Origin of the sequence: Nonomuraea sp. NPDC005730 (assembly GCF_040630865.1) — a bacterium.
GTDB lineage: Bacteria > Actinomycetota > Actinomycetes > Streptosporangiales > Streptosporangiaceae > Nonomuraea.
On sequence record NZ_JBEXYK010000003.1, the window covers coordinates 364197 to 376997 of the forward strand.

12 protein-coding genes and 1 tRNA gene are annotated in these 12801 nt (G+C 69.8%); 8 read left to right on the forward strand and 5 right to left on the reverse strand.

Translation table 11 applies throughout. The features are described 5' to 3' along the window. The first annotated feature begins 45 nt into the window (after positions 1–45). The 3 genes from ABZ444_RS06705 to pyk are packed head-to-tail and all read left to right on the forward strand — an operon-like array spanning position 46 to position 3556. Positions 46–1743 carry a S8 family serine peptidase gene (locus tag ABZ444_RS06705; protein ID WP_357993606.1) on the forward strand — a complete coding sequence of 566 codons (1698 nt, stop codon included), beginning with the start codon at positions 46–48 and terminating at the stop codon, positions 1741–1743. After that, positions 1740–2090, forward strand: a complete 351-nt coding sequence (locus ABZ444_RS06710; protein ID WP_357993609.1) for a DUF2784 domain-containing protein — start codon at positions 1740–1742, stop codon at positions 2088–2090. Before ABZ444_RS06705 ends, ABZ444_RS06710 begins: the two co-directional genes overlap by 4 nt. A 35-nt stretch (positions 2091–2125) precedes the next feature. Next, positions 2126–3556, forward strand: coding sequence for a pyruvate kinase (gene pyk, locus ABZ444_RS06715; RefSeq protein ID WP_357968198.1), 1431 nt, complete (start codon positions 2126–2128; stop codon positions 3554–3556). Between the two features lie 356 nt (positions 3557–3912). Here pyk and dapD read toward each other — a convergent pair whose 3' ends face one another. Beyond that, positions 3913–4875: a 2,3,4,5-tetrahydropyridine-2,6-dicarboxylate N-succinyltransferase gene (gene dapD / locus ABZ444_RS06720; RefSeq protein ID WP_357993612.1), complete on the reverse strand. Its 963-nt coding sequence runs from the start codon at positions 4873–4875 to the stop codon at positions 3913–3915. A gap of 24 nt (positions 4876–4899) precedes the next feature. Continuing rightward, positions 4900–5322 (reverse strand): pyridoxamine 5'-phosphate oxidase family protein, encoded by a 423-nt coding sequence (locus ABZ444_RS06725; RefSeq protein ID WP_357993615.1) that lies wholly within the window; start codon positions 5320–5322, stop codon positions 4900–4902. Between the two features lie 229 nt (positions 5323–5551). Between ABZ444_RS06725 and ABZ444_RS06730 the strand changes: the two genes are divergently transcribed. Continuing rightward, positions 5552–6145 carry a TIGR03086 family metal-binding protein gene (locus ABZ444_RS06730; protein ID WP_357993618.1) on the forward strand — a complete coding sequence of 198 codons (594 nt, stop codon included), beginning with the start codon at positions 5552–5554 and terminating at the stop codon, positions 6143–6145. Between the two features lie 97 nt (positions 6146–6242). Here ABZ444_RS06730 and ABZ444_RS06735 read toward each other — a convergent pair. Further along, positions 6243–6315: transfer RNA gene (locus ABZ444_RS06735), tRNA-Leu, on the reverse strand. A gap of 89 nt (positions 6316–6404) precedes the next feature. On the opposite strand from ABZ444_RS06735, the gene ABZ444_RS06740 reads away from it, so the two are divergent. From ABZ444_RS06740 to ABZ444_RS06750, 3 genes are all read left to right on the forward strand, one after another. Next, positions 6405–6989 (forward strand): response regulator, encoded by a 585-nt coding sequence (locus tag ABZ444_RS06740; RefSeq protein ID WP_352327599.1) that lies wholly within the window; start codon positions 6405–6407, stop codon positions 6987–6989. A gap of 151 nt (positions 6990–7140) precedes the next feature. Continuing rightward, positions 7141–8433, forward strand: coding sequence for an ABC transporter substrate-binding protein (locus ABZ444_RS06745; RefSeq protein ID WP_357993621.1), 1293 nt, complete (start codon positions 7141–7143; stop codon positions 8431–8433). A 249-nt stretch (positions 8434–8682) separates the two neighbouring features. Then, positions 8683–9990, forward strand: a complete 1308-nt coding sequence (locus ABZ444_RS06750; protein ID WP_357993624.1) for an ABC transporter substrate-binding protein — start codon at positions 8683–8685, stop codon at positions 9988–9990. A gap of 3 nt (positions 9991–9993) precedes the next feature. Here the strand turns inward: ABZ444_RS06750 and ABZ444_RS06755 are convergent, their stop codons facing one another. Beyond that, complete coding sequence (locus tag ABZ444_RS06755) at positions 9994–10845, reverse strand: hypothetical protein (protein ID WP_357993627.1); 852 nt, start codon at positions 10843–10845, stop codon at positions 9994–9996. Positions 10846–11032: 187 nt separating this feature from the next. Here ABZ444_RS06755 and ABZ444_RS06760 point away from each other — a divergent pair, with 187 nt between their 5' ends. Next, entirely contained in the window at positions 11033–12328 is a 1296-nt protein-coding gene (locus tag ABZ444_RS06760; RefSeq protein WP_357993630.1) for an ABC transporter substrate-binding protein, read from the forward strand. 56 nt (positions 12329–12384) lie between these two features. Here the strand turns inward: ABZ444_RS06760 and ABZ444_RS06765 are convergent, their stop codons facing one another. Further along, on the reverse strand, positions 12385–12786 hold the full coding sequence (locus ABZ444_RS06765; RefSeq protein WP_352358300.1) for a hypothetical protein: 402 nt from the start codon (positions 12784–12786) through the stop codon (positions 12385–12387). Positions 12787–12801 lie beyond the last annotated feature (15 nt).

Below are 12801 nucleotides of genomic sequence, written 5' to 3' on the forward strand. Positions count from 1 at the left end.
GTCGGGAAGATGCAGATTCTGCGACAGTCGGTGGATGGGGGAGCAATGCGGCGAGTCGCCTCTGGCCTGACGGCGCTGGCCGTCGCCGCCGCGCTGACCGCGTGCTCGTCCGCCGCCGGCGACCGGACCACCCCCGAACAGCCCGCGCAGGACGGCCCCACCAGCTCCGCGCAGCCCACCACGACCTCCGGTACCGGCCAGAACCAGAACCTGGTCTTCTACGCCGACGGCAGGCAGAGCCAGGCCCTCGCGGCCGTCAAGCGCGCCGGCGGCACGGTCGTCGAGGAGGACGGCAAGCTCGGCTACGTGCTGACCCAGGGCGGCGGCGACGGTTTCGCCGAGGGCGTCGGCGCCGACCCGGCCGTCGTCGGCGTCTCGCCCGACCGCCGCGTCATCGGCGCCACCTCCTCCCGCGCCGCCCGCCCCGCCGGCAGGGGCTTCCCCGACGCCGGATCCATGGCCGGGAAGGGCCTGGCCCAGGAGCCGCTGGCCCACCTCCAGTGGGACATGAAGATGATCGGCGCCGACCGGGCCAACGCCAAGGCCCCCGGCGACAAGAAGGTGCTGGTCGGCGTCATCGACACCGGCATCGACGGCAAGCACCCCGACATCGCGCCCAACTTCGACCGCGAGCTGAGCCGCAACTTCGTCACCGACAAGCCCAAGGACGAGCGCGGCGAGACCCTGGACGGCCCCTGCGAGGTCTCCTCCTGCAAGGACCCCGTGGACGAGGACGACGACGGCCACGGCACCCACGTCGCCAGCACCATCGCCTCCCCGATCAACGGCATCGGCATCGCCGGCGTCGCCCCGGACGTGCGGCTCGTCAGCATCAGGGCCGGCCAGGACTCCGGCTTCTTCTTCCTCAAGCCCAGCCTCGACGCCCTCACCTACGCCGCCGACATCGGCGTGGACGTCGTCAACATGAGCTACTACGTCGACCCCTGGCTGTTCAACTGCGCCGCCAACAAGGCCGACACCAAGAAGGAGCAGCTCGAACAGCGGGCCGTCGTCGTCGGCATGCAGCGCGCCCTCGACTACGCCCGCGGCAGGGGCGTCACGCTCGTCTCCGCCCTCGGCAACGGCTCCACCGACCTCGGGCACCCCACGGCCGACAGGCAGAGCCCCGGCTACCCGCGCGGCGACGAGAAGACCCGCAAGATAGACAACTCGTGCATCAACGTGCCCGCCGAGTCCAAGGGCGTGATCTCGATCTCCGCCGTCGGCCCGTCCGGACGCAAGGCCGTCTACAGCGACTACGGCCTGGAACAGGCCGACCTGGCCGCCCCCGGCGGCGACGCGCTGGACGGCAAGGGCGCCGCGGCCACCCGGTCGATCCTGGCCGCCGCCCCCGAGCACGTGCTCAAGGCCGGCGGCCGGATCGACGCCGCCGGCAAGCCCAAGGGCGCCGACGTCGTACGCGACTGCCACAAGGGCGTCTGCTCCTACTACCAGTACCTCGACGGCACCTCCATGGCCGCCCCGCACGCCACCGGCGTCGCGGCCATCCTGATCAGCCGGTTCGGCAAGCCCGGACCCGGCGGCCTGGCCATGGACCCCGCCACCGTCGAGGACCTGCTCTACCGGACCGCGACGCCCGTGGCCTGCCCGACCCCGCGCGCCTACGTCTACAAGGTGTACGGCGAGAACGAGACCCACCAGTGTGAGGGCGACCAGGCCAAGAACGGCTTCTTCGGGCACGGCGTCGTGAACGCCTGGAAGGCGGCCACCATAGAGCCATGATGTACCGCCTGCTCGCGGACGCGGTGATGGTGACGCACTTCACCTTCCTCGCCTACGTGGCCGTGGGCGGGTTCCTGGCCTGGCGGTGGCGGTGGACGATCTACCTCCATCTCGCGGCCGTCGGCTGGGCCGTGGTGACACTCGTCACCCGCGTGGACTGCCCGCTGACCGTCGCCGAGGACTGGGCGCGGCGCAGGGGCGGGCTGCCGGGCCTGCCGCCGAGCGGCTTCGTCGACCACTACATCGAAGGCGTGATCTACCCTGAACAGTACGCGAACTTGGTACGGCTGGGACTCACCGTTCTCGTGTTGTTCTCCTACGTCGGGTACGTTCTCCGTCGTCAGTGACTGCCAAGTGGTCTGTACCAATTAAGGTAGGACTCGTGACTCGTCGCGCGAAAATCGTCTGCACCCTAGGCCCAGCCACTTCGTCCAAAGAACGCCTCCACGAGCTGATCTCCGCGGGCATGGACGTGGCACGGTTCAACCTCAGCCATGGCAACCATGACATGCACAGAGAGGTCTACGACCGGGTCCGGGAGGTGGCGGCCGACCTCGGCCGCGGCGTAGGCGTGCTCGCCGACCTGCAGGGCCCCAAGATCCGCGTCGGCACCTTCGAGGAAGGGCCGGTGCGCCTCGGCTTCGGCGACGTCTTCACCATCACCACCGAAGACGTGCCCGGAGACCGCGAGCAGGTCTCGACCACCTACAAGGGCCTGCCCGGCGACGTGCGTCCCGGTGACAAGATCCTGGTCGACGACGGCCGCCTGGTCCTGGAGGCCACCCGCGTCGACGGCGACCGCGTCACCACCCGCGTCGTCATCGGCGGCATGATCTCCAACAACAAGGGCCTCAACCTGCCGGGCGTCAACGTCAGCGCCCCCGCACTCACCGACAAGGACGAGGCCGACCTGCGCTGGGCGCTGCGCACCGGCTTCGACATGATCGCGCTGTCCTTCGTCCGCCGTCCCTCCGACGCCGACGTCGTGCGCAACATCATGGAGCAGGAGGCCGTCCGCCTGCCGCTGCTCGCCAAGATCGAGAAGCCGCAGGCCGTCGACCGCCTGCCGGAGATCGTCGAGGCCTTCGACGGCATCATGGTCGCCCGCGGCGACCTCGGCGTGGAGCTGCCCCTGGAGCAGGTGCCGATCGTGCAGCGGCGCATCATCGGGCTGTGCCGCGAGAAGGCCCGCCCGGTCATCGTCGCCACCCAGATGCTCGACTCCATGATGAGCGCCCCGCGCCCCACCCGCGCCGAGGCCAGCGACGTCGCCTACGCCGTCATGGACGGCGCCGACGCCGTCATGCTGTCGGGCGAGACGTCGGTCGGCAGCTACCCGATCGAGTCGGTCGCGACGATGGACCGCATCGCCTGCGCCGCCGAGAAGTCGTCCCTGCACGCCACCCACAGCCTGGAGCGCCTGCCGGAGACCACCGGCGGGGCCATCGCCAGGGCCGCGGCCGAGGTCGGCGCGATCGTCGGCGCCAAGGCGCTGATCGCGTTCACCATGTCCGGCGAGACCGCCCGCCGCCTGGCCCGCTACCGCTCGCCGATCCCGCTGCTGGCCTTCACCTCGGCCCCGCACGTGCGCGGGCAGCTGTCGCTGACGTGGGGCGTGGAGACGTTCCACGTGCCGTTCGTGCACCACACCGACGACATGGTGCGGCAGGTGGAGGCGTCGCTGCTGTCGCTCGGGCGGCTGGAGAAGGGCGACAAGGTGGTCATCGTGGCCGGCTCGCCTCCCGGCACGCCGGGCAGCACCAACGCGCTGCGGGTGCACACCATCGGCTCCGCGGTCTCGCACGCGAACTGACGCGCCCGCCGCCGCCCGACCCGCCCACGCTCCGCCCGACCCGCCCACGCTCCGCGCAGGCTCGCCCACGCGGGCGAGCCTGCGCCGGTGCGACCGTGCGGACTTCCTTTCCGCACGGCTTCGCCCGGCCGGCCACCCGCCGCACTCCGGCCGGGGGCCCTCCAGGAAACGCCCGCTGACCCTTCACCGGCGCGCCGCCGTGACGGAGCGCCCTGTGGGCCCCCTCCGTGGCGCCAGCCGGCGGAGAGGGCCTTGACGGTCAGTGGGCGTGCAGGCCCCTTCACCGGCGCGCCGCCGTGACGGAGCGCCCTGTGGGCCCCCTCCGTGGCGCCGGCCGGCGGAGAGGGCCTTGACGGTCAGTGGGCGTGCAGGGCGGCGTTCAGGGTGATGCCCGAGCCCGTGCGGGGGAGGGCCTCCACCGCGCCCGACTGCGAGTTGCGGCGCAGCAGGATCCCGTTCGAGCCCGACAGCTCCGCCGCCTTGACCACCGTGCCGTCGGGCAGCGTCACCCGCGTGCCCGCGGTCACGTAGAGGCCCGCCTCCACCACGCAGTCGTCGCCCAGCGAGATGCCGATGCCCGCGTTGGCGCCCAGCAGGCACCGCTCGCCGATCGAGATGACCTGCTTGCCGCCGCCCGACAGCGTCCCCATGATCGAGGCGCCGCCGCCGACGTCGGAGCCGTCGCCGACCACCACGCCCGCCGAGATGCGCCCCTCGACCATCGAGGTGCCCACCGTGCCGGCGTTGAAGTTCACGAAGCCCTCGTGCATGACGACCGTGCCCGACGCCAGGTGGGCGCCCAGCCGCACCCGGTCGGCGTCGGCGATCCGCACGCCCTCCGGCAGCACGTAGTCGACCATCCGCGGGAACTTGTCCACCCCGTACACCGTCACCACGCCCCTGGCCCGCAGGCGCAGCCGCGTGCGCTCGAAGCCGGGCACCGGGCACGGCCCGAAGTTGGTCCACACCACGTTCGCCAGCAGGCCGAACTGGCCGTCCAGGTTCACGCCGTGCGGCCGGACCAGCCGGTGGGAGAGCAGGTGGAGCCGGAGGTAGACGTCGTGCGCGTCGACCGGCGGCTCGGAGAGCTTGGCGACGCCCGTGCGCACCGCCACCACTTCGACGCCCCGCGCCGCGTCGCGGCCGGTCAGCGCGGCCAGCTCGCCGGCCTCCTCGGCGGAGATCCGCTCGGTGCCCGTCGCGGGCGGCTCGCCCAGCTCGGGAGCCGGGAACCAGGTGTCGAGAACGGTGCCGTCGTCGGCGATGGTGGCGAGGCCGACGCCGAACGCGCCGGTCGAGGTGGGATCGATTGCAGTCACGAGCCAAAAATACCGGGCGCCCGCTCAGCCCAAGGAGCCCAGGTCCGCCGACAGCCACCGCTCGGGCCGCATCCGGAACGTCACCAGGACGTGCAGGTCCGAGCCGTGCACGTAGCCCGACACCGCCTCCTGCGGCAGGTAGCGGGCGGCGATGCGGGTCAGCTCCTCGATCGTCGTGGGGTCGGAGCGCACCACCGGGCCCTCGACCGACACGTACCGGTAGGTCGGGCTGACCCGCTGGACCAGCATCGTGAACCGGCCCGCCTTCGCCACCAGCCGCGCCTTGCGCGACTCGCTGTCGGTCAGGAACCTGATCTCGCCGCCGGGGCTGTAGTCGTACCAGACGGGCACGGCCAGCGGCGACCGCCCCGCGCCCGTCTCCACCGCCAGGCTCGCGATGTGCGGCTCGGCCAGGAACATCTCCCGCTCGGTCACGCTCAACGGCATCCCCCGCCACCCCCGTCTCGTCCGTCGCAACTCGTCACAGTGGACTGTTCCCGGACAACCGCCCGCGAAATCCCGCCCGGCCGCCGCGCCGGCTCCTTGATCGCGCCGGCGCCTTCACCGGCGAAAACCACTCGCACCGCCGCCGGGGTGCCGCCATCATCGTCAGGTTGGCCACCCTCGGGCCGGACGGGCCGACCGGTGGGTTCTTCGACGACGACGGGACATCGCCTTGGCAGACATCATCGAGCTCAACCGGCGGTCGGTGCGGGCCACCGTCGACCTGGTGAACACGATCAAGCCCGCCGACCTCGACCGGCCGACGCCCTGCGCCGGATGGGCCGTCCGCGACCTGCTGGAACACCAGACCGTGCAGAACCACGGCTTCGCCCTGGCGGCCTCGGGCGCGCGGTCGGAACTGGCGAGCTGGCAGCCGCGCCCCCTGGGCGAGGACCACGTGGCCGAGTACGCCGCCTCTGCGCAGGCCGTCGTCGCCGCCTTCGCCGCGGACGGCGTGCTCGACCGGGCCTTCTTCCTGCCCGAGATCCGCGACGGCGGCCCGTTCCCGGCGGCCATGGCGATCGGCTTCCACTTCATCGACTGCGTCGTGCACGCCTGGGACTTCGCCAGGGCTCTCGGCGTGCCGCCCGGCATCGACGACGACCTCGCCGCGGCCGCTCTCCCGCTGGCCGCGCAGGTGCCCGACACGCCGGAATCGCGCGGTTCAGGGAAGGCGTTCCTGCCCGGCGTCGAGCCCGGCGGCGCCGCCGCGGCCCTCGACCGCGTGGTCGCCCTCCTCGGCCGCTCGCCGTCCTGGACGCCCTGACCCGGTCGACATTTTCGGGCCCGCCTGTCGAGCCGGCAGTCACGGGTGGAAAAGGAAAAACCGCCCGGCCTACGAGGGGGCCGGGCGGTCAGGCCGGTGCCCCGGGTGGGATTCGAACCCACACTGTATGGATTTTGAGGCCATCGACTCTGCCGTTGGTCTACCGGGGCGACTTCGTCCGGTTGGTGATCTCGCAGCGTAATGCCCGAGGCCGCACCGGCGTGGATCTAATCTACCGGACGTCTGTACTCTTCTGCTCGTGAGTACGCAGCGGCGAGTAGTGATCGCGGAAGACGAGGCCCTGATCCGCCTCGACCTCAAGGAGATGCTCCAGGAGGACGGTTACGTCGTCGTGGGCGAGGCCGGTGACGGGGAGCAGGCGATCCAGCTCGCCGCCGACCTGCGGCCCGACCTCGTCATCCTCGACGTGAAGATGCCCGTGCTCGACGGCATCTCGGCGGCCGAGCGCATCGTGGCCGACCGGATCGCGCCGTGCCTCATCCTCACCGCCTTCTCCCAGCGTGACCTGGTGGAGCGGGCCCGCGACGCGGGGGCGATGGCCTACCTGGTCAAGCCGTTCACCAAGGCCGATCTGGTGCCGGCGATCGAGATGGCGGTCAGCAGGCACGAGGAGATGGTGGCGCTCAGCGCGGAGGTGTCCAGCCTGTCCGAGCGGCTGGAGACCCGCAAGCTGGTCGAGCGGGCCAAGGGCCAGTTGATGGCCCAGCACGGCTGGACGGAGCCGCAGGCGTTCCGATGGATCCAGAAGGCGTCGATGGACCGGCGGCTGAGCATGCGGGAGGTTGCTCAGATCGTTATAGACGACGCGGCCGAGCGGGCATGAAAAGCGCCTATATCAGGTGATTTAGCCCCGCGGGTTGTGGCCCGGTCACGACTGGGCATCCAACCGGCTTCGGCTTCTTTCTGCGCAGGCGTCCCGGCGCATGCTGATGGGCGGACGGAAGGTCCGCTCATCTCGAACGGAGACGCTTTCGATGATCCGCATTTCCCGCGCGCTGGCCGTCGCCACAGCGGCGAGCCTGGCACTGGCGGCGTGTTCGACCGGCGGCACGACCGCCGGGACGGGCGCCACCGGAGCCGCGTCCGTGAAACCCTCCTCGGCCGCCGCGGTCAAGGGGGACGGCACGCTGACGATCGGCACCGTGCTGCCCCAGACGGGCAATCTCGCGTATCTGGGACCACCCGAGTTCGCCGGGGTCGACCTGGCGCTGAAGGAGATCAACGACGCCGGGGGAGTGCTCGGCAAGCCGGTGGCGAAGATCGACACCGACTCGGGCGACACCACGACCAACATCGCCTCGCAGTCGGTGGACAAACTGCTCGGCCAGAAGGCCGACGCGATCATCGGTGCGGCGTCCTCGTCGGTGTCGGAGTCGATCCTGGACAAGATCACGCGGGCGGGCGTGGTGCAGTTCTCGCCGGCCAACACCTCTGACAAGTTCACCACGATCAACGACCAGGGCCTGTACTTCCGTACGGCGCCGCCGGACAAGCTGCAGGGCCGCGTGCTGGGCGACCTGGTGGTCTCCGACGGCAACGACACGGTCGGCATCCTGGCCATGCAGGACTCCTACGGCTCCGGCCTGGCCGACCAGGTGACAACGACGGCCGAGGAGGCCGGCGCGACCGTGGTCGAGCGGGTCGACTACGACCCGAAGGCGGCCGAGTTCTCCGCGGACGTGGCCAAGATCAAGGCCAAGAACCCGAAGGCGATCGTGCTGATCGGCTTCGAGGAGACGGCGAAGGTCGTGCAGGAGCTGGTCAAGCAGGGCCTGACGGCCGACAAGGTCAAGTGGTACATGGTGGACGGCAACATGTCGAACTCCAACTACCTCAAGATGCCCAAGAGCACGCTCAAGGGCGTCAAGGGCACGATCCCGGGTGCCGCGGCCCCGGAGGCGTTCCAGAAGCGGCTGCTGACGGTGAACCCGAAGCTGACGAACTACACCTACGCGGCGGAGTCGTACGACGCCACGACCCTGATCGCGCTGGCGGCCGAGGCGGCCAAGGACGACTCGGGCACCGCGCTGGCCCCCAAGCTGATCGAGGTCAGCAAGGGCGGCGAGAAGTGCCAGGACTTCAAGTCGTGCGTCGACCTGCTCAAGGCGGGCAAGGACATCGACTACGACGGCGTGAGCGGCCCCGTGGACTTCAACGACGCCGGTGACCCGTCGGTCGCCACGATCGGCGTCTACCAGTACGACAAGGACAACAAGTACGACGCGGCCAAGGCGCTCGAATATCGCAAGGGCAACATCGCCGGCTAGGCGGTGGCGGCCCCAAGCCGGACAACCCGCCATAACCACCCCAGTCCCGAAATTTCGGGCTGGGGTGGTTCATATGGAGTCATGACCGTAACGCTGATGAAACATGCAATTACAGAGGGTGATTGCGACATTACAAATTAGCATAAAAGTACCCGAAATCCCCACATCTCCCCGTCAAAGAGGCATGCTGAGCTCGGAAAACGCAGCGAGGGAGATCGTTCCCCGCTGGGAATAAGGGGAGTCTCTTTTATGATCCGCATTGCTCCAGCAGGGCGCTTCCTGGCCGTCGCGGCAGCGGCGAGCCTGGCCCTGACGGCCTGTGGCGGCGGTGGCGACACGGCCGCGCAGCAGACCACGTCCGCGGCGCCGTCCTCTTCGGCCCCGGCCACCCAGACGGAGGCGGCCAAGGGTGACGGCACGCTCACGATCGGCACCGTGCTGCCGCAGACCGGTTCGCTGGCGTTCCTCGGCCCGCCCGAGTTCGCCGGCGTCGACCAGGCCGTCAAGGAGATCAACGACGCGGGCGGCGTGCTCGGCAAGCCGGTCACCAAGATCCACACGGACTCGGGTGACACCACCACGAACGTGGCCTCGCAGTCGGCGGACAAGCTGATCGCGCAGAAGGCCGACGCCATCATCGGCGCCGCCTCCTCGTCGGTGTCGGAGTCGATCATCGACAAGGTCACCGGTGCCGGCGTGGTGCAGTTCTCGCCCGCCAACACCTCTGACAAGTTCACCACCATCAGCGACCAGGGCCTGTACTTCCGTACCGCGCCCCCGGACAAGCTGCAGGGCCGCGTGCTCGGCGACCTGATCGCCGCGGACGGCAACGACACCATCGGCATCCTGGCCATGCAGGACTCCTACGGCTCCGGCCTGGCCGACCAGGTGACCAAGACCGCCGAGGCGGCCGGCGCCAGCGTCGTGGAGCGCGTGGACTACGACCCGAAGGCGGCCGAGTTCTCCGCGGACGTCGCCAAGATCAAGGCCAAGAACCCGAAGGCGATCGTGCTGATCGGCTTCGAGGAGGGCGCCAAGGTCATCCAGGAGCTGGTCAAGCAGGGCCTGACGGTGGACAAGGTCAAGTGGTACATGGTGGACGGCAACATGTCGAACACCAACTACCTCAAGATGCCCAAGGGCACGCTCAAGGGTGTCAAGGGCACGATCCCCGGCGCCGAGGCTCCGGAGGACTTCCGCAAGAAGCTCCTGGAGATCGACCCCAAGCTGGAGGACTACACCTACGCCGCCGAGTCCTACGACGCCGCGATCCTCATCGCCCTGGCGGCCGAGGCGGGCAAGGACGACAGCGGCAAGTCCATCGCCGCCAAGCTGCCCGAGGTCAGCAAGGGCGGCGAGAAGTGCAAGACCTTCAAGGAGTGCGCCGACCTGCTGAAGGCCGGCAAGGACATCGACTACGACGGCATCAGCGGCCCGATCGAGTTCAACGACGCCGGTGACCCCGCCGTGGCCACGATCGGCGTCTACCAGTACGGCGACGACAACAAGTACGCGCCCAAGGCCCTGGAGTACCGCACGGGCAACATCGAGGGCTGACCCTCACCCGCCGCCCAGGCCGCACACTCGCAACGAGTACTGGATCAACCGGTCCTGCAGCGGCTTGGGCGGCACCACGATCATCACCCGCTCGGGCCCGCCGTCCACGGTGGCCCGTACCGGGAACAGGAACGCCTTCTTGGCCTCGGCGAAGGCGTGCGGGTCGCAGCGGCCGGGGGTGAGCGTCACCGGCACCTCCAGCCGCTGTCGCCCGCTCTCCAGCACGGCCACGGGCCGCCCGCCGGCGTCCGGCGTGATGATGTAGTGCGTGGTGCCGCCGAGCTCGGTCAGCGTCACCTTGCCGCCGCCGCGCCGGGTGACCACCAGCTTGCCCCGCATCTCCTTGCCCACCTGCTTCCAGTCGGGCCCGAACTCGATGCCGGCCGCCTCCTTGATGAGGAATTCCGAGCATTCGTCCCGTAGCAGGCGGGTCAGCAGCGGGCTGGGGTGCGGCACCTTGAAGACCACCCGGCGCGGCTGCTCGGCGCCGGCGCGGATGTTGGCCACGACGGTGGCGGGCTGGAGCCGCGGCAGGCCCGCGGGCAGGCAGTTGGCCGCCCCGAAGGTGATGCGCAGGTCGGTGCGCTCGGTCCGCTTGATCGTGGCGTCCGTCCTTTCCGGCGGCAACGTTTTGAACGACGGCGTCACGAGCTGGACGTCGGCGAAATACACGGGCACGCCGCCGGTATTACGGACGGCCACCTCCAGCGCGTGCACGGGCTCGTCGGAACGCCATTGCTCCAGCGTGACCGATACGCCGGCGGGCGGATCCGAGGAAGGCGGCGGGGGCGGCGGCGACGAGGCGCACCCGGCAAGAAGGACCGCCGTGACAAGGACGGGCGTAAAACGCTTCACCCGTCGCACATTAAGCCTGCTAGCGCAGGTCCGTAAGTTGAGGACTGATTACGACTCCGCATCCAAGTGCCGACAGTTCACCCCGCCATCTGGTTCGAGTACACAGCGATTTTGTACGTTTCCGTCATTCGATCGGGAGCGCTCGGCGGTGCTGACGATCCCGGCCTGGAAATGAAGGAGACACTTCATGATCCGCATTGCACCCGTGGGGCGGGCGCTGGCTGTCGTGGCCGCCACCAGCTTGGCCCTGACGGCCTGCGGCGGTGGCGGCAGCAACACCGCCACGCAGTCCTCGCAGCCGGCCGCGCCATCCTCGTCGGCTCCCGCGGCCAAGGGCGACGGCACCCTCACGATCGGTACGCTGCTGCCCCAGACCGGTTCGCTCGCCTTCCTCGGCCCGCCCGAGTTCGCCGGCGTCGACCTGGCCATCAAGGAGATCAACGAGGCCGGAGGCGTGCTGGGCAAGCCCGTCACCAAGTACGACACCGACTCGGGCGACACCACCACGAACATCGCCTCGCAGTCGGTGGACAAGCTCCTGGCCCAGAAGGCCGACGCCATCATCGGCGCGGCGTCCTCCTCGGTGTCGGAGTCGGTGATCGACAAGATCACGGGCGCGGGCGTCATCCACTTCTCGCCCGCCAACACCTCCGACAAGTTCACCACGATCGAGGACAAGGGCCTGTACTTCCGCACCTCGCCGCCCGACAAGCTGCAGGGCCGCGTGCTCGGCGACCTGGTGGTGTCCGACGGCAACGACACCGTCGGCATCCTGGCGATGCAGGACTCCTACGGCACCGGCCTGGCCGACCAGGTGCAGAAGACGGTCACCGACGGCGGCGGCGAGGTCGTCGAGCGCGTCGACTACGACCCCAAGGCCGCCGACTTCTCCGCCGACGTGGCGAAGATCAAGGCCAAGAACCCCAAGGGCATCGTCCTGATCGGGTTCGAGGAGACCGCCAAGGTCATCCAGGAGCTGGTCAAGCAGGGCCTGCCGGCCGACAAGCACAAGTGGTACATGGTCGACGGCAACACCTCCAACACGAACTACGTCAAGATGCCCAAGGGCACGCTTGAGGGCGTCAAGGGCACCATCCCGGGCGCGGCCGCTCCGGAGGAGTTCCAGAAGAAGCTCCTCGGCATCAACCCCAAGCTGGAGGACTACAGCTACGCCCCCGAGTCCTACGACGCGATGAACCTGCTCGCCCTGGCCGCCGAGGCCGCCAAGAGCGACGCGGGCACCGACATCGCCGCCAAGCTGGCCGAGGTCAGCAAGGCCGGCGAGAAGTGCAAGGACTTCAAGAGCTGCGTCGACCTGCTGAAGGCCGGCAAGGACATCGACTACGACGGCGTGAGCGGCCCGGTCGAGTTCAACGACGCCGGTGACCCCGCCGTGGCCACCATCGGCATCTACCAGTACGGCAAGGACAACAAGTACGGCACCAAGGCGCTGGAGTACCGCACCGGCAACATCGCCGGCTGATCAGCCTCCGGCAGCACCCCGTGAAGGGCCCGGTCCGCGCGGACCGGGCCCTTCCGTCATGCGCAGCCGGCCACGATCTGCTCGGCGGCGGCCCGGTACTGCCGCAGCAGCGCGACCTGCCGCGCGTGCGGCACGTCGTTCCTGGACAGGCCCGCGGTGGCCGTCTCGACGCTCTGGACGGCGGCGTGCAGCGAGGCCGGCAGCCGGTCGCCGAACTGGAGCGTGATGCCGCGCAGCTCGGCCAGCCGGCCGATGACGGCGTCCTCGAAGTACTGCTGCTCCTCCTGGCCCTTCGGTCTCAGCATCAGGTCGGCGTAGCCGATGGCCGAGACCACGCGCGCGCACGGGCTGTCGGTCGGGTCGCCGCCGGTGCTGTACCGCTGCGCCGAGGAGGCGTCCTCCTGGCAGCCGACGAGCAGGACGGGCAGGACGAGCGCCACTGTCAGCATTCGTTTCACAGCGCTCATTAAAAA